A 20,969-nucleotide genomic window follows, 5' to 3' on the forward strand; every position below is an offset into this window, starting at 1 on the left:
CGGAGGAGCGGTTTCGGTACAGCCCAGGGCGAAAAGGGCGATGTATATACCCGGTATACATGTGGTAAGACGTCGTTTCATGAGACGGATCCTCCATGGTTAACGGTGACTGATCATCTTCGATCAGCAGGTTACAGCACGTTATGCGGCAAACCGAATTACCTTCGACGGCACGTTACGCGGCAAACCGGATTACCTTCCCAGCGTTGTGTCGGCAGCCGGATTGGCGCCTTATTGCCAACCGTCAGGCCTCAAGGCCGATCACCCGGTCCGACAGCTCCCTCAAGTCGGAGACGACCAGGTCACACAGGGATTCGTCCATACCCGCCTCTCCGCTCCGGTTGAGATACACCGCCATCATCCCGGCGTTCCTGGCGCCCGCGATATCGTGCTCCAGGCTGTCCCCGATAAAGACGGACCGGCCGGGTGCGGCGTTCAGCCGAGACATCGCCTGTCTGAAAATAACCGGATCCGGCTTGGCGGTCCCCACTTCTTCCGAGATCAGAACCGCGTCGAAATACCTCGACGCACCTATGGTGTCGATCTTCGCTCTCTGGGACCTTGAACCGTTGGTGACCACGGCCATGGGGTGCCGTCTGGCGCGAAGGCATTCCAATAGCGGCTCGGCGCCATCCGACCAGGAAACGTAGGACGCCAGCTTGCCGCGCATGAGGTCCGCAAACGATTCCGGCGACATGCCCGGTATGTCGCTGAAACAGTGATTGTAGATCGCCGTCTTGCTGCCCCGGCCCCCCTGGTCCAGCGCCCGCAGCGTCTCCATGCGATCGGTCCACGCGGCCCCTTCCGGCGTCAGGCGCGGGAAGTACGTATTCAACAGAAACGAAAAGAACCTGTCGCGCGCCCGGTCGCGGTCGATCAAGGTGTCGTCGAGATCGAAGAGAACCGCGTTCCCCACTTCGAAAATCGAGCCGACCGGTCGTCCCATCCCCTACCGCCCATCCCGACGCAGGCAGTCTTCAACGGCCGTCCGTGCCTTTTCGGCCAGCCCGCGCCGGTCCTTCGTGGTATACCCGCTGGTCGCAATAGGCGCACCGATACGCACGCCGACCTGTGCGTCCGGACGTATTTTCATACTGCCGCGAACGAGGATGTCAAAGCTGCCGGATATCCCCACCGGCACAACGGGCACGCCCGATTCTATGGCGAGGAGAAAGGCGCCGGTCTTGAACGGCTGCAGTTCGCCGGTCCTCGATCTCGTGCCTTCCGGGAAGACCACGGCGGGATACCCCTCCCTGATCTGCCGTGCCGCTTTCCGCAGACTCCGCATGGCTTTCTTCGGATTGGTACGGTTGATGCTGATGTATCCGGCCAACCGCATGCACCATCCCAGAACGGGTATGTGGAACAGGGAATCCTTGGCGATGATCCTGAACTGTATGGGCAGGAAACCGAACAGGATGGGTATGTCCGCCGCGCTGGCGTGATTGGCGACCAGCACGCAGGGCTGTCCCCGCGGAATATGGTCCAGTCCGTCGAGGCGGACCGGCACGCGGCCCACCCACAGCAGGGTGCGCGCCCACCAGCGGGCGAACCAGTGGACCAGCCTGCCGGAGGGATTGAATGGAGACAGCATCATGGCCGTCAAGCCGAACGCCAGCGTGAAGATCACCACGCTGATGAGCTGGAGGATGGAATAGATTGCGGACACGCGAGCACCCGGCTCGTGAAGATCAGATGAACGTGGAGCACCGCTCCGGTTTATATCCGATTATAACCCCATGGCGAAAAAAAACCAGCGCCATTTCATCGAGGTCCGGCGACGGAAAAACGACCGCGCGGCGCCTCCGGCATACGAGATCACGAGTGGTCTTCCGACCAATTTGGACATAGACCCGTCCTGAACGTACGGTTTGAAATGTAACATGCTGAAAATTGCCGATTCGGATATCGCGGAAGCGCTCATCTGGCACCTCTGGCAGGAAAGACTGCCGCGGTCGGGAAGGCTCCGGTTGACCGACGGCAGGACGCTCAGGCTATATCACCCCGGTACGCTGAATCCCGACAGCGGGCCCGATTTCCTCCAGGCGGTTTTGTCCTTCGGACCGGGGAAACGCCTCCGCGGCGACGTAGAGATCCATGTCAGACCCGCCGACTGGCAGCGGCACGGCCATAGCCGGGACCCAAATTACAATAACGTGGTACTTCACGTCGTCATGTGGCACGACGAGAAGATACCGGTCGTTCAGAAGCAGAACGGGCAGTACGTCCCCACGCTGGTGTTATCCGAGCACCTTCAGCATGGCCTGGACCGGATACGCAGACAGTACCGGCAGAGGCTGGAGGTACCGGCGCCTGTCGGCTACCCCTGCCAGAGCCTGATGAAGCGGCTTTCCGTAGAGCGCGTACACGCATTGCTCGATCGCAAGGGTTCCGACCGCTTCCGGCAAAAAGCCGTGGCCATGGCACGGAGGATGAAACGGGTTTCGGCGGAACAGGCGCTCTATGAAGCTGCCATGCGGGCCGCGGGTTACGTCAAGAACACCGATGCCTGCCAGGCACTCGCCCGCCGCCTGCCCCTGGCCATGATACGTACCCTGGTCGGCACGGGCGGCGGGCATCGAATCATCGATCTGCAGGCCTTGCTGTTCGGGGTAGCCGGGCTGTTGCCCTCCCAGCGGCTTGCATACCGCGGGGAAATCCTGAACGACCCTTACGTCAGCGAAATCGAAGCACGCTGGGAAGCCTTCAGGCGGTCCGTCCCCGTCCGGTCCATGCAGGAACATGACTGGTTGTTTTTTCGGTTGAGACCGTTTAACTTTCCCACGGTCCGGCTTGCCGCCATGAGTTACTTCATCGCGGCGGGCCTGCAGGACGGGCTGGACACGTTGATCGCCGGCCCGATCAACTCAGGTAACGAACGGGGGCCGGCAGCGCTGCTGCGACTGATCGCGCGGCAGCTTGAGGAAATGACCAGGCCGCTGCCCGGAGACTACTGGCTGAAGCATACCGTGTTCGGGGAACCATCGCGGACGGCCCGAACGGCCCTGATCGGCCGTGACCGCCAGCGGGGCCTGATGGTCGACGTGGTCCTTCCGTTCATCTATGCCCTCGCCGACCGGGACAGCCGGTCGGACCGGATGCGGCTTGTCCGGGAGATGTACACCGGATACGGCAGACAGGCCAGCAACAGCGTGATCCAATCGATGACGAACCTGCTTTTTCACGATACGCCGGAGAAGAAGGCGACCATCGACCGGGCCATCCTTCAGCAAGGCATGCTGCAGATAGACCGGGAGACCTGCCGAAACAAGGCCTGCGGCCAGTGCGTGATGAACGGCTCGGTGTACCCGCCAGACGCACGGAGTTAACGGAGTTAAATGAACGAAGCGAACCCGGACGGCGTGGAGTGCAGGACGGAATTCAAAGGCCATGAGATCAGGGTGTTCAGTACCTGGACCCAGGATGCCCGCCTGTACATCGACGGAGTTTGCAGGGATCGGAGCATCCGCCGGGTATCCCTGCGGAAGACACGCATTTTGCACACGAATCTACGGATCGGCGCCGATGTACATCTCGTGGAAGTATTTGCAAAAGCCTTGTTGAGCATTAGATTACAGGTGCGAATAGACGGACGGCAGGTCGCCGGAGAGGCTTTCTAGACCGGGACGGTCAATCCGGACTTGAGGGGCCGGCGGGAAAGCAGCCGGCTGGAACGCAAGGGTACAGGCGGCAAACGCGAAAGTGCAGGAGGGAAAGATGCCGGAAACGCAGTGGATGACCTTGTTGGAAACCGCGGATATCATGAAGAGGTTGCCCATTCAGGTCACGAGAATGTGCGAAGACGGTAAACTGGAGTACTACATGGAGGATGGCAGATACTTCGTGTCCAGGGAATCCATTGATCTGTTCATGCATCCCCGGACCGGCGGTCCGGCGCCGCCGGACCCGGACACCAACGGTACCGCGCGCCGGAAGTACGGCCGGGCGCCGGACGATTTTTCGCCTTCATCGGAGTCTGCCGCCGAATCGGAAACCACAAACGGGCGGGATGAGGCGGAAGCCGCCACCGAACTCGAAACCACAAACGGGCGGGATGAGGCGGAAGCCGCCGGAGAAGAAGAAACCGGAAGAATCGTGGAAGAAGCACGCGGGACCGACGAAGAAAAAGCGGAAGCGCGGGAGGACGTGGCAACGCCTGAGATTGCGGAAGTGGCGGCGAGGGAAGTCGAAGAGACACAGGAGAACGCGGAAACGCGGGAAGAATTCGCGCCACAGGTTGACGCTCAAGCGCAGGAAGACGAGGAGCAATCACACGCCACCGAGCATCTCGAGGAAGGCAGTCAGATGGAGCCGGTCGACGACGCGACGCAGACCGAAGAAACACTGCCTGGCCAAGGGGCCGCGGCTGAATCGCCGATACAGGAAAAGGACCGGGCGGAATCCATGGCGCATCCCGGCGATCCCAATGCGAGGGCGATGGAAATCCTCACGGACCTGCGCGCCGCTACTGCACGGCACGCCAAGGAGCACAAGGCTTTCTGCGATGAGATAGCCGGCCTGGCGGACGCCCTCGAAAGCACGCTTTCCCAAGACGGAGACAAGACGGGCGAGCTGACCCGGGAGATATCCAGTCTCCTGGCCCGGTACACCCGGCGCTAGGGACCACTCAGCCGCAGGAAACGGCCAGGTTCTCGAGGGCTTTGCGAAGCGCTTCCCGGTGCGCCTCGTCCCGCCTCAGGGGATTGCCGGGCAATACGTAATCCGTGGGGTACCAGCCGCGCATCTTTTTCACCATGGCCGCGCTGTGCTTGTAGGCGGGCACGGGCGGCTGGAACGCCACCCGCCCGAGGAATTCCATCCTGTTCCCCAGGTCGAGGTATTGCGCGCGGTCGCCGTCCCGCAAGGCGTCCGCGAGTTCCCGGAACTTGTCGGGCATGAACGTCGCGATACCCAAAAGCGCGTCGCTTCCGTTGAGGATCATGGAGGCGAAATCGTAGTCGTTCCCCGTGTACAGCTTCTTCCCGATCCGATGGATCTTCCGGAGCAGTACCCATTCCATGGACGGGTCAAGGGACGAGTGTTTCGCGCCCATCCACTTGTCCCCGGCCAGGATTTCGACCAGCGCGTCTCCCGGAAACATCCAGCCGTTCGGCGCGAAGACCGGGCTGAGCTCGAATGCCTTCAGTCCGCCGCGTGAGGCTACGGCCAGCCCCTCGTAAACGCGTACTACAGTGGCGGCGTCCGCGTCTTTCAGCCGCTCGGTCTGAAAAACGATCGGACTGGCGCCGTACTGCTGTTCCAGCTGCTCGATTTTGCTCCGGTACGCCCGGATGATGTCGTCGACGCCGTCCCCGCTGATTTCGTCCTCGACATACACACCTGCCGTAAACGTCCGCCCGTCCATGACTTCCTTGGCAACTTCCAGCCCCTTGACCTGATCATCCAGCGTGCAGTGGTTGATCTGGTACGTGTCCATGAGCACCGCGGGTTCTATACCGTACCCAGCCGTTCTTTCCAGGTCCCGGGCGAAGACGTCGAAATCTATTTCGCCCGCTTCGTTGACCGGAACGGACAGGGCCGCGATGACATGGGGCGCGCGGCCGAACCCCACGGGCGTATTCAGCACTTCATCCATTGACGCATCACCTCCATGTGACCGGACAATCGGTTTCCGCCGTCATCTGTATTTCTCCACGCCGACCCGGTCGCAGAAAGACGACAGTCGACAGCGGCTGCAGAAGGGCGAAACGGGCTTGCACAGGTTTTGTCCATACATGACGAGCAGATCATTATACCGGATCCAGTATTCGGAAGGCAACTTCTCTCTTAAGGCGAATTCCGACTGGTCCGGGTTTTTGGTGGCGATATATCCCCAGCGGTTGGAGATGCGGTGCACGTGGGTGTCGACGCAGATGCCCGGCTTGCCGTAACCGATCGTGACCACGAGATTGGCGGTCTTCCGGCCCACGCCGGGCAACGTGACCAGCGTGTCGATATCGTCCGGCACCATGCCCCGGTATTCGTCCACGAGGATCCGGCAGATCTCCAGGATATTGCGCGCCTTCGTGGCATGAAATCCCACGGGATATATGGCGCGGTCCACCACCTCTTCTGGCAGCGCCTGCATGGCCCCGGGCGTGTCGGCCAGTCCGAAGAGCCGCCCGCAGGCCGCCGCGGTCGTCTCGTCCTTCGTCCTGAGGCTGAGCACGGTGCCGATCAGTATGCGAAAAGGATCGCGCCTTGTCTGCTCGGCCACCGCCGTCAACGCCGTTTCGGTCCACCCAGAAGTCTCGTCTTCCAGGATGGAAATCACCTGGTGGATGTCCCGGTCTTTCATTCCGCTGATTCCCCTCCACCGGATGGCGCGTCCCAGGGCGTAAAGAGGGTCTGTTCGATGCCGAGCAGGTTCAGTACCCGGCCCGCGATGAAATCGGCCAGGTCATCGAAGGAGGACGGCTTCTGGTAGAACGCCGGCATGGCTGGTACGATACGGGCTCCCGCCTCGGCGGCGGTAAGCAGGTTGCGCAGGTGGATGATGTTCAGCGGGGTTTCCCGAGGTACCAGCACGAGGGGACGGCCCTCCTTGAGCGTGACGTCCGCGGCCCTTTCGATCAGGGAGGAAGACGTGCCGTGGGCGATGGCGGACAGCGTTTTCATCGAACAGGGTATGACGACCATCCCGTCGGTGTGCACGGACCCGCTTGCGATCGAAGCGGCCAGATCGCCGATTTTGTATTCCGTGAGCGTCCCCTGCCTCACCTGGTCGCCATAGCGTTCAGCCAGCCTTTCCTGCAGGCCTTCGCCCGCTCCCAGGCCGGTTTCTTCTCTGAGTACGTACCGGCCGAAACCGGACAGCACGACGCTGACCCTGTGGCCGCCGGACAGAAGCGCGCGTAGAAGCCGCAGGGCGTACAGCCCGCCGCTTGCGCCCGTGACGGCGACGATGACATGTTTCATGAACGCTTGTCCCCCCAATAAACTGTGGCTACGCCCAGGAAAAGATCGCGCCATCCCGTATCCACGAATCCGGCGCCATCCATGAGCGATCGGAAGCGCTCGCGGTCCGGGAACGCCTCCACCGAGACCTGCAGGTAACGGTACGCGTCCGCATCGCCCGAGATCACGCCGCCGATCCACGGAATCACGTGCACCGCGTACAGACGGTACAGGTGGCGTACCACCGGATACCGGGGGCGGGAAAGCTCCAGCACCACCAGCCGGCCCCCGGGTTTCAGTACGCGCCACATGCACCGCAATCCCGCGGCGCGGTCGGTGAAATTCCGTACGCCGAAGGCCACCATGACTCCGTCGAAGACCCCGGACCGAAAGGGAAGCGATTCCGCGCTGCCGCCGACGAATCGTATGGCGCTGCCTGTGGGGCCTGTAGGGCCTGTAGGGCCTGTGCGGCCGATGCGGTCCACGCGACCCGCGGGATCATGCGCTTTCTTCCGGCCGATCCGCATCATCCCCAGGGCCGAATCCACCCCGATGATCAAGGCCGGCCTCCGCTTGCCCTTCAGCGCTTCCAGTGCCAGGTCTCCCGTGCCGATGCCCACGTCGAGCAGCAGGGCGCCCGCGGACGCATTCAGTGTGCGAAGGGCCGACCGGCGCCACAGGACATCGCTGTACCCGCTCAACAGGTGGTTGAGCAGGTCGTACCGGTGCCCGATTCGATCGAACATGCGGCGGATGCGCCGGGACTTTTCGTTTGCGGGACTCAGATCGGCCACAGGATATCGCCCAGCATGAACGCGAAATAGACGACGCTGACGAGACCGTTCACGTTGAAGAAAGCGACGTCTATTCTTGAAAGGTCGTGCGCCTTGACGAGCATGTGCTCGTATGCCAGCATCCCCGTTACCAGGGTCGTGCCACAAAGATAAAGCGCATGCAGTTCGAAAACCTGGTAGACGGCCAGCAGGGTCATTACGGTGGCCACGTGGAGCAGGCGGGCCGTCAGAAGCGCCGGCCGGACCCCAAGGCGCCGGGGTATCGAATGCACGCCATGGGACACGTCGAAAGCGTAGTCCTGGCAGGCGTATATTATATCAAAACCCGCCACCCAGGTCAATACGGCCGCGGAGAGCCAGAGCGGCGCCGGGTCGAAGGTGCCGGTCACGGCGATCCACGCCCCCAGGGGCGCAATGCCGAGGGCAAGGCCCAGGACCAGATGGGTGGCCCAGGTGAATCGCTTGAAATAGGAGTAAGACAGGATCACCAGCAGGGCGAGGGGCGACAGCTTCAGGCACAGGGGATTGAGCTGGTAGGCGGAAAAGACGAAAAGCAGGCTGCACGCCGCCACGATGAAGGCGACGGCGCGGGGCGTGATCCAACCCCGTGGCAGCGCGCGGTCCCGCGTGCGGGGGTTCTCCGCGTCCATCTCACGGTCGGCGAGCCGGTTGAATCCCATGGCCGCGCTCCGCGCGGACACCATGGCGATGACGATCCACGCCACCTGCTGCCATTCGATCCCGTGCGTCCGGGCGGCCAGCGTGGCGCCGGCCAGCGCGAAGGGCAGGGCGAAGACGCTGTGGGAGAGCTTGATCATCCGGCCGAATACGGCAACGGAGCCGATCACAGGCGTGGACGGTGCATTCCTCTGATCCAAAGGTCGCCTTCCCTTGATTCAAGCATCATCGATCATGAAACGGCGGGACTCCCGCCGCTCTTCCGTTTTTCCCGTGCGCGGAACCAGTAAGTCACCCCTTCCACCAGCGCATCGGCATCGGGGAAGATCTCCGATCTCGCGGGAAGAGATTGCAGGAACTCGTGTCCGTACGCCGTACTGATTACGCGCTGATCCAGTATCGTAACGACCCCGTAGTCTCTCGTCGACCGGATAAGCCGGCCGAATCCCTGCCTGAACTTGATGACCGCCTCCGGCACCTGGTATTCCATAAAACTGTTGCGGCCGGCTTCTTCCATTCGCTCCACCCGGGCCTGTACCAGCGGTTCGGAGGGCACAGCGAAGGGCAGCTTGACCAAGACGACCACTTCAAGCGCCTTGCCGGGCACATCGACCCCCTCCCAGAAGCTGTCGGTGCCCAGCAGTACGGCGGCGTCGGTCCGCCTGAAACGATCCAGCAGGGTGGTCCGCGGTCCCGATACGCCCTGCGCCATGGCGACGACGCCGTGCTCCGCCAGGGGCGACTCGATGTCCTGAAAGGTTCGGTTCAGTTGGCTGTAGGAGGTGAACAGGACCAGCGTACTGCGCCTCGTGGAGACGACCAAATCCATGATAAGCCCGCTGATCGCTTCCTGAAAAGCGCCGGACCGGGGCGTTGGAAAGGCCGCGGGCACACCGATCAGTACCTGGTCCTCGTAGTCGAAAGGCGAACCGATACCCTGCACCTGCAGCCGCCCGTCCGATATCCGGTCAAGTCCCAGTCTTTCCATATGGTAGTCGAACCGCTCGCCGACCGCCAGCGTCGCCGACGTGAGCACGACGGTTCGCATCTGGCTGAAGAGATCGTCGTGCAGCCGCTCCGCCACCCTGAGCGGAGCGCCGGTCAGGATGCAGGACAGGGGATCATTGCGCGTGGCCTCCACCCAGTAAACCCGCTCTTCATCCTCCGCTTCGGTAAGCAGGGCAAGGCGCTCTCCCGTCCCCCCGCAGAAATCCATGGCGGCCTGAATCGCATTCATTCGGGCTTCGCGGTCTTCGAGCCAGGAATCGGGGACGTAACCCAGCGTCTCGTGGAGGAGGCCAAGGGCTTCGTGCAGCCTCGCGCAGCTGCCGATGAGGCCCGGCGCCGATGACCTGAGAACCCTGGCGTAGTCTTCGTCGGCCCGGTATCTGAGCTTCGTCTTCTGACCAGGCCGATCTGCGGCATGGTGCTGCGCCGCTTCACCGGCGGTACGGAAGAACGCCTCGATCTCCGTGTTCACCTCCAGCAGCCGGTCTATGGACACGCGGACGCCGGAAGCCAACGGGTTCTTCCATTCCTGGTTGTCCGCGGCCCGGTTGGCGAGCCGGTCCAGTCCGGCCAGCAAACCGGTACCGCCGAGTTCGGCGGAGTACATCCTGCGCAGCGTATTGCGCATGCGCCAGCCCCCAACTTCCAGGGTCAGGTGTTGCACGGCCGCCCGTTCCAGGTTGTGGGCTTCGTCGATAACGAGATGGGTGTATCTGGACAGCACACCGTGATCGGCCTCCAGATCGGAAAACAGGAGCGCGTGATTGACGATGACGACGTGGGACGACAGGGCGGCCGCCCTCACCCGGTTGACGAAGCACTCCGCCTTGAAAACGCACCGCGGACAGGCGCTGCCTTCCCCGTTGATTTTCTCCCACAATCCGCGGGTCGCCGCCGTGTTGAATCCCGCGTGTTCGGCGAGGTCCCCCGTACTCGTTTCCCGCGCCCACACCACCAGGGGGATCGCGGCCTCCCGCTCTTCCGGGGTCAGATGATCTTCGGGCCGCCGAGTGACTTGCCGCCAGCGGTCCAGGCACAAGTAGTTCGACCGGCCCTTGAGCAGGGTGGCGCTGAACGCCAGCCCCAGGTTGTCCAGCAGGAACGGCAGGTCCTTGTAAAAAAGTTGCTCCTGCAGATTCCGCGTGTTGGTGGACACGATCACGCGCTGATCATTCCGCACGGCCCACAGCAGGGCCGGCGTCAGGTATGAGAGCGATTTCCCCGTGCCCGTGCCTGCTTCGACCAGCAGTACTTCGCCTTCGTTGAATGCCCCGGCGACTCCCCGGACCATGGACGCCTGCTGCGGCCGCTGCTCGTAGCCCTCCATGCGGCTTTCAAAGAGCCCGCCGGTGTCGAACAGGCCGGCCAACGCGTCCAGGTCGAGCAGGCTCGGATGACCGGAATCCTCGCCGGGATCGCATGCCGCGTCCCCGATGGTATGCGACCCGAGATCGAAGGATGGGTTATGGGGGCTTTCCTGCGCCGGCGGTGTAGGCTGTCCGGAGCGTGCGGGCCGCCCGGAGGGCCGCGTCGCCGTCCGCCGCCCGGAGCCCTCCATCGCCGCCTGCGATCGTTCGGTTTCGGCGATTACCCGTTCTATTCCCGTTCCCGCGCCCTCCGACAGGCGGATCAGGGTCGACAATGTATCGGAGTCCAGGTTCGAAAGGAGATCGAGCAGCGCCAGGCAGACCTGCGCCGTCGCGCGCCCCGCGCCGGCCGCGTCCCGGCCGGACAAAGACCCCGTGCCGAAGCGTTCCGCGACCGTATCCAGTCCGTAATCGCTCAGTCCGGGCAGAAGGACCCGCGCGAGAAGGCGCACGTCCAGCAGAAACGAGTCGATACCGGCCGCGATCTGCCAGAGCCGGTCGGCAAGTTCTTCGCGGGGCCCATAGACCGCGAAAAACGCGTCGGCCTCCCCGGAACGGGCCAGGTCCCGGATCCCTGCCAGATCGAGGCCCGTGCGCGTTTCCAGGGCCTCGCCCCGCAGTACGGGCACTATAGTGAACGACCCGGTATCCGTCCGGGTATGGGTTTCGGGCTGGATCGCAAAAAAGGAGCGTGCAAAAGACGGAGGGTCGGAGGCGTGAGCGGGATTTGACGAGCGAAGGGACATGAAGCCACACGGTTCGCGGTTATGCAGGCATACCGGACAGTTCTGCGCATCCAGAAGATAGGCGCAGAAGGGGGTGTTGTCAAAACAACGGTGCCGACACCGGGCCGAATCGGACGCTTATCCGCTTCGGTCTTCAGGAAGGACGACGAAACCGAACGTATCCACGGAGGCCGAACCGAATACGCCGATTCCACCGTCGAGATTGAAAACCGGGCGTTCGAAGGTATCGCCCGCCAGACTCCCGAACCCGAAGGCGTTCTGGCCGGACGCTTCCACGCTTCGAAGGAAATCGAAGAGGTTCCGGTCGAGGGCGTATACTTCGACTTCGTGCTCTCCGGAGGAGCCAATGGCGAACCAGGGCAGCCGCAGCCGGCCGTCGGGCGCCTTCAGCGGCGGTGAACCACCCTCGGCGTAACCGCCTTCCAGTACGACGACCTGGTATGCCTCCACCTCGAGGGGATCGAAACGGACCTCGATGAGCCCCTCCCCGTACACCACCTCGTTCCGGCGGTCAGGTTCGGGCTCGAGCCGGCTTTGAACCTCCATGGAAGTCTCTTCCAGGATGGCGATCTCATCGATTTCCATGCGGTCCGGTGTTACCGTGACGCCTCGGACCTCCCCGCCCAGGGCGCGGACGCGGAGACGGTATTCCGTTTTAGGCCGCACCTCCGGGGCGTCTGGCGGCGGAAGATACCGCTCCTGTTGGCCGGCACTTTCGTACCTGTACTCCGCAAGTCCCTGTATGACAGTGACTTCGGCATCGTTCACCGCGGCAGCCTCTTCGACGAACGCGACATTCGCGGCGCGGGTCCGGGTGACAGTTATCTCCGGCAGGGGGCGGTCGACATACAGGACGGCGTCCACGACGACGGTTACATTCTCCGCCGGACCGAAGAGAGAAGCCGGATCCCGTTCTCCGGAACAACCCGGATGGGCGGCAAGACCGGCCAGTATGGCGAAAGCCAGAACGGTCGGAATGAAACGGGCATGCCCGGTCTTGTTTTTCATCTTGTCGTTCATGATCAAAAATCGTAGTTCAGCCCGATCGTCGGTACGATGGGCAGCATCTTCACCACTTCCGCGGTGGTGACCCGGTCATCCTCCGTGTCATACTGGACAAACCACTCGTTCCGATGATTGTAGGCGTTGAACACCTGCAGGTACCACTGGAGGTTCCTGTCGAAAAGGCGGAAATCCCGCTTGACGCTCAGGTCCATTCGGTGGTACGGGAGCAGGCGCGCGGTACTGCGTCCGGTAGGCAGGAAATAGTCCTCCCGCGTGCCAGTTCGCGCCGATTCCCTCAGTTCGTACCGGGCGGAAGCCGGCGTGAAGGCCTGCCCGGTGGCGAAGATTACGTTGCAGCCGAATGACCAGCGGCCCGCCCGGTAGTTCGCCGAAACCACGAGATCGTGGCGGCGGTCGTACTTCGGAGGATACCATGCCCCCTGGTTCAGTTCCGGGAATCGCCGGCGCGTCCACCCGAGCGCATAGCCGATCCATCCGGTCAAGCTGCCCGACAGGCGCTCCACAAACGCCTCCACACCCGTGGCGTAGCCCCGGCCTCCGGTGATGAACACTTCCTCCGACCGGGTTTCTTCACCGCCCACCGCCCGTGTATTGTCGACAACTACCAGGTTGGCCAGCCGCTGATAGTAGGATTCGAGCGAGAGCCGGTAGCGCGGCGACGGGTCCCAACTCGCACCCAGGACGAAATGCCAGGCCTGCCCGGGTGTCACGCTGCCGTCGAGCGGCACCCAGAAGTCACCGCCGCTGAAACCCTCTGTCGTAATCAACTGCAGGTACTGGTGGTACCGCCCGCCACCCGCCTTCAGTCGCAGTCCGCCGGACAGCCGGTGGCTCAAGGAGATACGGGGTTCCAGGTCGATCTTTTCGCGTTCGCTGTAGTAGTTCGCGCGCAGACCCACGCGGATCGAAGTCGAAGGCCGCGCCTGCCACTGGTCCTGGGCATACATCGAGATCACGTGGGGCCTCAGTCTGAGGTCGAGCTGGTCGTCCTGGTTGAAGCTTCTCTTGAATCTGAACCGGTACCGGGTTCCCCGGAAACCCGCCTTTATCGCGTGCTCGCCATCGGCGACATAGTCCAGATCCCCCTTGACGCTGAGGTCTCGGATGCTGTTACTGAACAGAACCTCGGTACCGTCGAAATTCGCCGAAAGGCGGCTAGTGTAGTCGCTTCCCGATACGATGAAATTGCCGAAGAGCGTCGGCGAGAAGAGGTGCGTCCACTTGCCCGTTACGGCCGAATTCCCCCAGCGAACCCTGAACAGGTCGTTCTCGCTGGTTTCGAGACTGAGGTCGTCCCGGCCGAAGTAACCGCTCAGCACCAGATTGTCGGAATCGGACAGATTCTGGTTGATTTTCGCGTTCACATCATAGAAATAGTATCCGGGAATATCCTCCACGCGAGTCCGGATGTAGGCCAGGATCGGTTCCAAGTACGTCCGTCTTCCCGAGACCATGAAGGATCCGCTCCCGACGGGGCCTTCTATCATGGTCCGCATCGAGATGAGGCTGATTCCGCCCGAACCGCGGAGACTGTTGCGGTTTCCGTCGCGGTTCGTCACGTCGAGCACCGCGCCGAGGTTCCCTCCGTACCGGGCGGGATAGGCGCTCTTGTGCAACCGCATGTCCTTGATGGCTTCCGGATTGAAGATGGAAAAGAAGCCGAATGCGTGGGAGGGGTTGTAGAGGGGGATCTGGTCGAGAAGAATCTGGGTCTGGTCGGGGCCTCCGCCCCGTACGTACAGGCCGCTGCTGATGTCCGAGGATGCCTGGATGCCCGGAAGCAGCTGAAGGCTGCGCAGCAGATCGGTTTCTCCGATGGCGGGCAGTTCCTTCAGTGTCGCGGCCTGGAGGGCGACGAAACCGGGTTGCGCAAGCCGTTCGTCTCTGTTTCGATCCGCCTCGACCACGGCCGTTTCGCCGATCAGTACGGTCGAAACGAGTTCCACGTCCCTTCGAAGATACGCCTCGGCTCCCAGGCTCAGCGTGTCCCGGTAGGTCTCGTACCCGACATAGGACACGACGAGAACATAGGAACCCGCGGGTATCCCGGTAACCGCGTAGTAGCCGTTTTCGTTGCTTAACGCACCGAGCGAGGTGCCACTCAGAAACACGTTTGCGGAAAGCAGGAATTCGCCGGTGGAACGATCCGTAACGAATCCGCTTATCGTAGCGGCCTGCGCCGGGGCGGGGATCAACAGCAGGGAAAAAAGTACTGCGCTTAACTTCATAGTTACCGATAGGAACCACACCGAGTCCGTCGTTAAAAACACCCCACGTACCGGCGCCAGACATGACGCGTGACACGTTCGAAAGAAACCTAAGCCATCTTCGTCTCGAAGTCAACGAAGGGAAGGGCTTCGAAGTCTATGCGGGCCAGGCGGACCGCAAGTTGCTCGCCCGGTACGACACCGCGACCGGCCAACTGCCCAGGGATGAGTCGCCCAAACCCTGTTTTCATCCCGTTTTCACGCCCTCCGGCGGTCTGATTACCGAATATCGCCCCGAGGACCACACCTGGCACACAGGACTGTATTTCGGTTGGGTGCACGTCAACGACACCAATTTCTGGGGAGGTTCCTGGTACCTGCCCGACGAAGGAAAGTACGTGCCCGTTCCGAACAGCCACGGCGTGCAGCGCCACGATGAATTCACCTCCGTATCTGATCTCGAAAACGGCGTCGCCATTGAAGAAAAACTCACCTGGCTGGACCGCGGCGACCATCCGGTGATCAAGGAAAAACGCCGATTCGACTTCCTCGAGACGGCCAATCCCCCGGGCTGCCTCTGGCTCATCGAATCGGTGATGGAACCCATCGTGGGAGCAATCACTTTCGGGGCCTCGCGCGCGGCGCGATACAGCGGAATGGTCCTGCGAATGGGCCCGCCGTTTGCCGATGCGTTTCATACGAGCGGCAGCGGGCGCAGCGGACACGAATCCATCATGGGGACGCGGGACCGGTGGGTCGCCGCGGCGGGCGCGGGCGGAGGCATGGTCGTCATGATGGACCATCCGCGAAACCTCCGCCACCCGGTGAACTGGTTCACCCGCCGCAACCTTCTTGGCACGGGGCCGCTCATGGAGGGAGACCTGTTTCTTGACGCTTCGGACAGTCTTCATCTCCGTTACGGATTCCTCGTACTTGACGATGTGCTCGATCAAAGGGAAATCGAAGATCTTTACCGGACCTACCTGGCGGAGTCGGACGAGCGTTCTCCAGCGTAGCGCCGGCCTCTCGCTGTCGCGCAGACAGGGGCGATGTGCGCACAACCCCTTCGTTCTTGCTTGACATGCGGTCGCAACCGTCCGATTTTGGGTAACACGTCAAATACGGCGCACAGCCTGATGTTGCGAATGTTCGCTTGAAATCGTATCTTTCCGGTAACATTGCCGGCCGTCTTCGTTTCCCGGCGGAACGGATCCTCCGGGAGGGGATCCAGACGGCGACAAGGACTTTTCCTTACCCTGGCCATACTGACCGGAGCATCGATGAACAGAGAAACGTTAGTAGGCGAAGTGGCCTCCAGAACCCAGGTGTCCAGGCGCAGGGTCTCCGCCGTGCTGAACGAGTTCTTATCTGAGGTCACCGAGGCGTTGTCCCGGGACGAACGGGTGATGTTGCGCCATTTCGGCTCGTTCAACGTGAAGAACAGGAAAGCGCGCATGGCCCGCGATCTGAATATCAACGTGGAAATGCCCCTGAGCGGCCGCGATATACCTCATTTTGTTCCCTTCGATACGCTGAAGAACACCGTTGCGCAACAATCCCCAGGTCCCGAAGAGCATATTCCGGAGGAGCCGGCCGACCAGGCGAGCAGGCCTATCGATGATGCGCGCAGAGACCTCTCCGCCATGCTGTCCAGGGCGGAAATCCTCGCGGATAAAGGCAAATTCGAACAGGCGATTCAGCAGTACGGACGCATACTCGAAAAGAATCCGGGGCACACCACCGCGCTAGGCAGCCTGGGCAGGATGTTCTACTGTACCGGAAACCAGGAAACCGCTCTGCAGCAATACAACCGCGCGCTGCAGAACGATCCCAGCCATGTGGACACGCTGGTCAACCGGGCAGTGCTGTTCGCCGAGACGGGACAGTACGACGAGGCCAGGGCAGACCTGTGTCGCGCCCTGGAATACGACCCGCCTTCTTTCCAGGCCTGCTACCAGCTCGGCGTACTTTACATCACCATCGGATCCTACGACGCTGCGATCAGGATGCTCACGCGCGCGCTGGAGACGGACCGGACGAAGACCGAAGTATACCTCCAGCTCGGCAAGGCGTACTGCCACGTCGAACGACACGCGAAAGCGATCGAGCACTTCGAGACCGTACTTCGTCATGAACCGGACAATGGCCTGGCGTACCGGTATCTCGGTATGATCTACGATAAAGACAGACAGGTCGACAAGGCGCTCGAGATGTATCGAAAATCCAATGAAATCAGCCTGGCGTAGTCTTCGAAACCGATTTAAGGTTGTTTCTCGACCTGAATTGTGAAGATAAAGGGTTTTCAGATGTATACGGGTTTAACTTCAGGGGACGATGGAAAGGATCAGGAGGGTCTGTAACCGAATGAACACCGTGAACCAAGTGCATTCGGCAGAGGAACGGAAGACAGCCACCGCGCGCGGCGCCGGCGAAGACCGGCGCGAGGAAGAACGCGGGTTGATGGAACGGGCCAAAGCGGGAGACGGCCCGGCCTTCGACGAAATGACGAGGCGTTACAGCGAGAAAGCGTATTCCGTGGCGTACCAGATGCTTGCGAGCCACGATGACGCACGCGATCTCGTCCAGGACGCGTTCTTCGAAGTGTTTAGAACGCTGGAACGGTTCAACACGCAGTACAGGTTTTCGACCTGGCTCTACCGCATACTGATCAACAAGTGCATCAACTATCGCAAGCGGGAAGCCCGTCGCCGCATGTTCTCCTTTTCGGATTACGGCACGCGGAACGGCAGCGCCGGTCAACAGTTTCTGGTCGCTAATCTGGCCTCTTCCGAGAAGACCCCGCACGAAGTGCTCGAGAACGACGAATTAAGGCGGTCCATCATGGCCGCGCTGGATACCCTGTCGGAGCGGCACCGGACCGTTGTCGTTCTGTTCGACCTGGAGGGCCTCTCGCACAAGGAGATCGCGGAAATCCTCCAGTGTCCCGAAGGCACGGTGATGTCCCGGCTGCATCACGGACGGCTCAAGCTGAAGCGCCTGCTGTCCAAACGACTGACCGGATACCTGGATCTCTAGGAACAGGCCATGAACTGCACCCATGTAAAAAAGAGGCTTACGCGCTACCTGGAGCGCATGTGCGGCAATGAAGAAGTCGCCGAAATCGCGCGGCACATCGAATCCTGTCCCGACTGTGCCCGGGAATTGCGCGGATTGCAGTCCGTCCGGGGCATGTTGCGCTGTTGCCGCCGCGAGAAGCCCGCGGCGGTCGCGGTGGCGGAAGTCCAGACCGCGGTTCTGGAGGGCACGACCCATGCCCACATGGTGCCGGGCCTGAAAAGAAGGGACCCGGCGCATCGAAATCACCCCCGGCAATACATTGCGGTGGCGGCCACGCTGCTGCTGGCGGCCGGCGGCCTGATCTGGGAGTCGATGAAGCCGGTCGAGACGCCCGCCGTCCAGCGGACGCTTGCGAACGACGATATGTTCTTCATCCTGCAGGAGCACGCCCTGATCGAGGATCAGAGCGTCTTCACCAGCGGTACCCTGGGTTCCGTCATGGTCAACTACAAGGAATAGGCGATACGAGATGTGGTTTCGACCTGTATTCCTGTGTTTCGTTGCGGCGGTCTGTCTTTCGAGTCCTTTTCCTGTCCGCGGTGTCGATCCGGATGTGACCTACCAGAAGATCATGGAAGCTCCGGCCCGGGTCAGCTACCGCGCCACCATGACGAAACAGCGGTTCAACGCAGCGGGGGACACCACCCGCTACGTGCAGAAGATAATCCATCAGCGGCCTGACCGGGACCGCATCGACATCCCCGATTCTGAAGGCCGGATCCGCGAGGTCATCATCCGCGTGGACGACGACATATACCGGCGGAAGGCCACGGGGGACTCGCTCTTCTATTCGCACCGCCGCCAGTCGAACTCCAACGTGCTCGATATGAACCTGGAGTTCAGCAGTCTCGACCTGCTTCAGACCAATTACGAACTCGAAGTTACCGGCGCAGACCGGCTTCTCGACCGTCCAGTGGCCGTCCTGGCTTTCAAGCCCCGTCATCCGGGGAGAATGACCATGACGGCGTGGATCGACGAGGAGACGGGCCTCGTGATGCGAACGGAAGAACGCAACGAAGCCGGCGTGCTCGTCGAGGAGCTCTTCCTGACGGAATTCGAAAAGGATCCGCTAATCCCGCCGGACCTCTTCGCCACAGAGGAATGGACGGGCAAGTCCGTCGAAACCAACCAGGTCATTGCCTGCGGTTCCATCAGCGAAGTGCAGAAGGAAGCGGATTTCAAGCTGAACGCCCCGGTCTACATTCCTCCGGGATTCACCCTGCAGCAACGCCGCGTCACGCAGCATCACGGCCAGCCGCTCGTGCATTTCATGTACAGCGACGGCCTTTCGCGCATCTCGCTCTTCCAGCGGATCGCTTCCTCCGACGCGTCGCACAAGTCTCCCAGGGGTACGCCCGAATTGCATGGCGACGTCCGCGTGTGGGAGCGCGGCCCCTACTCCATTCTGCGTCGCCACTACGACGGAAAGCTCTTCACCGTCATCGGCGACGTGGCCGTCAGCGAGTCCGTCGAACTGCTCACCTCGCTTTGCACGATCAAGCCGGCGGTCGCCGCATCCCCCTCTCCCACAGGCTATTCCCCGTGGATCGGGGCGGGCGCGGGAATCCTCGCGGTCGGCCTGTGGGTACTCTGGCGACGCCGCATGTGACGGAAGCACGCCTTCCCCTCTTCCTTCTCCGCAATAACCCGGAAACCTTCCATTCCGTCTGTGGTCTAACAGATATATTGATCTGTTGCGCGGGATTTCGGTCGTAAATCCGTCTAATACTTGAAAGGAAACTTCGTCTACCATCGAAACAAGGAGATAAGCCATGATGATGCGAAACACGATCTGCTGGGCCGTCCTGATGTCTGCCGGCCTGCTCACCCACGGGGCGCCGGCGTATGGGCAGAACCCCGGATCCGGTCCCGGTGCGGGCGATCTGTACACGCTGGACCGGTGCATTCGGATCGCGCTGGAGAACAATCCCCAGATCGAGATCGCCCGGAAGCAGGTGGAAGTTCGGCAGGCCGCCGTCTTCGGTTCCTATACGGGGGTCATGCCCCAGCTGACCGCCAACCTGGTGAACGCGAATCGGACGACTTCAGGTGATACCCCGGTCATCGTCGAGGGTGTCGTGCTCCGCGAAGCGCCGGGCAGCACCCGGACGAACTATAGTAACAACGTCTTCCTGCGCATGAATCTGTACAACGGCGGCAGGAACTGGAACACGATCCGGCGCGACCGGCAGCTCGTAGACAACGAGAAACTGGGGCAGGTAAATACCGAAAACCAGGTCACCGTGGACGTGAAAACCCGGTACTACAGCCTGCTGCGTGCCATGCGGCTCAGGGAAGTAGCGGAAGAAAACGTCCGCCTGAACGAAGAGCAGCTTCGACGGTCCCAGAGCATGTACGAGATCGGCTCTGTAGCCCGGGTCGACGTACTGGGGGCCAGGGCGAACCTCGGCGGCGCACGCATCAATCTGCGAAACCAGGAGAATGCGGTTTTGCAGGCCCGGGCCGAACTGGCCAACGTCATGGGTATCGGTTCCAGCGAGGCGTTCCGGATCGCAGATCCCCTGGAAGGCGGGTCGCTCGATACGGCGGCGTCCATGGCCTTACCGGACGCGCTTCGGATGGCCGACCTTACCAATCCCGCCATCCAGCGGGACGAGGGCGGCATCCGTTCCGCGATGCTCGGGACCAAGATGGCCCGGGGTGGACTCTGGCCGACGATATCCGGCTCCGTAGGGTACAGCCGGTCGGGCGTTCGTTTCCAGGACGTCTACGGCACCTATGACAAGAACTGGCGCCTGTCCTTCAATGTGAATCTCAGCATGCCGATCCTGAACGGCACGCAGACCTATGCCGATATTTCGCAGGCGCAGACGCAGCAGTTGATCGCGGAGGAAACGCTGCGCCAGACCCGCAGGACTACGTCGCTCACGATCAGACGCGCGCTGCTCGACCTGGATACGGCCAGAGAGGTCATCGCGCTCAGCGGCGACAACATCGCGGCGTCGGAAGAAAGCCTGCGACTGGCGGAGGAACGATATCGGGTGGGTTCCGGTACGCTGCTCGACGTATTTAACGCGCAGGAAGCCCTGGCGCGGGCGAAATCCGACCTGGCCGGCGCGCAATATGACTACTTGATCGCCCAGGCCACGCTGGACGGCGCCCTGGGGAAGTGAATGCCGTCCAACCAATGACGTCGTCACGGGGCAC

19 protein-coding genes are annotated in these 20,969 nt (G+C 61.9%); 9 read left to right on the forward strand and 10 right to left on the reverse strand.

The window, feature by feature from the left end:
• Window positions 1-244 precede the first annotated feature (244 nt).
• On the reverse strand, window positions 245-946 hold the full coding sequence (locus OXG98_15775) for an HAD family hydrolase (protein MCY3773465.1): 702 nt from the start codon (window positions 944-946) through the stop codon (window positions 245-247).
• Window positions 947-949: 3 nt separating this feature from the next.
• Complete coding sequence (locus OXG98_15780) at window positions 950-1,669, reverse strand: lysophospholipid acyltransferase family protein (GenBank protein ID MCY3773466.1); 720 nt, start codon at window positions 1,667-1,669, stop codon at window positions 950-952.
• A 214-nt stretch (window positions 1,670-1,883) separates the two neighbouring features.
• On the opposite strand from OXG98_15780, the gene OXG98_15785 reads away from it, so the two are divergent.
• The 3 genes from OXG98_15785 (at window position 1,884) to OXG98_15795 (ending at window position 4,620) form a co-directional block, all read left to right on the forward strand.
• Complete coding sequence (locus OXG98_15785; GenBank protein ID MCY3773467.1) at window positions 1,884-3,329, forward strand: DUF2851 family protein; 1,446 nt, start codon at window positions 1,884-1,886, stop codon at window positions 3,327-3,329.
• Between the two features lie 9 nt (window positions 3,330-3,338).
• Window positions 3,339-3,620 carry a hypothetical protein gene (locus OXG98_15790; GenBank protein ID MCY3773468.1) on the forward strand — a complete coding sequence of 94 codons (282 nt, stop codon included), beginning with the start codon at window positions 3,339-3,341 and terminating at the stop codon, window positions 3,618-3,620.
• A 97-nt stretch (window positions 3,621-3,717) separates the two neighbouring features.
• A complete protein-coding gene (locus tag OXG98_15795; GenBank protein ID MCY3773469.1) occupies window positions 3,718-4,620 on the forward strand; it encodes a hypothetical protein in 903 nt (300 codons plus the stop codon).
• A 7-nt stretch (window positions 4,621-4,627) separates the two neighbouring features.
• Here OXG98_15795 and OXG98_15800 read toward each other — a convergent pair whose 3' ends face one another.
• The 8 genes from OXG98_15800 to OXG98_15835 form a co-directional block, all read right to left on the reverse strand.
• Window positions 4,628-5,596, reverse strand: a complete 969-nt coding sequence (locus OXG98_15800) for a DUF993 family protein (GenBank protein ID MCY3773470.1) — start codon at window positions 5,594-5,596, stop codon at window positions 4,628-4,630.
• 42 nt (window positions 5,597-5,638) lie between these two features.
• A complete protein-coding gene (locus tag OXG98_15805; GenBank protein ID MCY3773471.1) occupies window positions 5,639-6,298 on the reverse strand; it encodes an endonuclease III in 660 nt (219 codons plus the stop codon).
• Window positions 6,295-6,918 (reverse strand): UbiX family flavin prenyltransferase, encoded by a 624-nt coding sequence (locus tag OXG98_15810; protein ID MCY3773472.1) that lies wholly within the window; start codon window positions 6,916-6,918, stop codon window positions 6,295-6,297. The genes OXG98_15805 and OXG98_15810 overlap by 4 nt, the downstream gene beginning before the upstream one ends.
• Window positions 6,915-7,643: a class I SAM-dependent methyltransferase gene (locus tag OXG98_15815; protein ID MCY3773473.1), complete on the reverse strand. Its 729-nt coding sequence runs from the start codon at window positions 7,641-7,643 to the stop codon at window positions 6,915-6,917. Before OXG98_15815 ends, OXG98_15810 begins: the two co-directional genes overlap by 4 nt.
• Window positions 7,644-7,678: 35 nt before the next feature.
• On the reverse strand, window positions 7,679-8,569 hold the full coding sequence (gene ubiA, locus OXG98_15820; protein ID MCY3773474.1) for a putative 4-hydroxybenzoate polyprenyltransferase: 891 nt from the start codon (window positions 8,567-8,569) through the stop codon (window positions 7,679-7,681).
• 32 nt (window positions 8,570-8,601) lie between these two features.
• Window positions 8,602-11,373, reverse strand: a complete 2,772-nt coding sequence (locus OXG98_15825) for a hypothetical protein (protein ID MCY3773475.1) — start codon at window positions 11,371-11,373, stop codon at window positions 8,602-8,604.
• A gap of 234 nt (window positions 11,374-11,607) precedes the next feature.
• Entirely contained in the window at window positions 11,608-12,498 is an 891-nt protein-coding gene (locus OXG98_15830; protein MCY3773476.1) for a DUF4249 family protein, read from the reverse strand.
• A 14-nt stretch (window positions 12,499-12,512) separates the two neighbouring features.
• The gene (locus OXG98_15835) at window positions 12,513-14,744 is read right to left on the reverse strand and encodes a TonB-dependent receptor (GenBank protein MCY3773477.1); all 2,232 of its coding nucleotides are present in this window, start codon (window positions 14,742-14,744) and stop codon (window positions 12,513-12,515) included.
• A 62-nt stretch (window positions 14,745-14,806) separates the two neighbouring features.
• Between OXG98_15835 and OXG98_15840 the strand changes: the two genes are divergently transcribed.
• The 6 genes from OXG98_15840 (at window position 14,807) to OXG98_15865 (ending at window position 20,935) form a co-directional block, all read left to right on the forward strand.
• Entirely contained in the window at window positions 14,807-15,739 is a 933-nt protein-coding gene (locus OXG98_15840; GenBank protein ID MCY3773478.1) for a PmoA family protein, read from the forward strand.
• A 162-nt stretch (window positions 15,740-15,901) separates the two neighbouring features.
• Window positions 15,902-16,969 (forward strand): tetratricopeptide repeat protein, encoded by a 1,068-nt coding sequence (locus OXG98_15845; GenBank protein ID MCY3773479.1) that lies wholly within the window; start codon window positions 15,902-15,904, stop codon window positions 16,967-16,969.
• Window positions 16,970-17,087: 118 nt separating this feature from the next.
• Entirely contained in the window at window positions 17,088-17,759 is a 672-nt protein-coding gene (locus OXG98_15850; protein ID MCY3773480.1) for a sigma-70 family RNA polymerase sigma factor, read from the forward strand.
• Window positions 17,760-17,768: 9 nt separating this feature from the next.
• Window positions 17,769-18,260: a zf-HC2 domain-containing protein gene (locus OXG98_15855; protein ID MCY3773481.1), complete on the forward strand. Its 492-nt coding sequence runs from the start codon at window positions 17,769-17,771 to the stop codon at window positions 18,258-18,260.
• Window positions 18,261-18,270: 10 nt separating this feature from the next.
• Window positions 18,271-19,410, forward strand: a complete 1,140-nt coding sequence (locus tag OXG98_15860) for a MucB/RseB C-terminal domain-containing protein (GenBank protein MCY3773482.1) — start codon at window positions 18,271-18,273, stop codon at window positions 19,408-19,410.
• Window positions 19,411-19,573: 163 nt separating this feature from the next.
• Window positions 19,574-20,935: a TolC family protein gene (locus tag OXG98_15865; GenBank protein ID MCY3773483.1), complete on the forward strand. Its 1,362-nt coding sequence runs from the start codon at window positions 19,574-19,576 to the stop codon at window positions 20,933-20,935.
• The last annotated feature ends 34 nt before the right edge of the window (window positions 20,936-20,969 follow it).

The organism is Gemmatimonadota bacterium (assembly GCA_026706345.1).
GTDB lineage: Bacteria > JAAXHH01 > JAAXHH01 > JAAXHH01 > JAAXHH01 > JAAXHH01.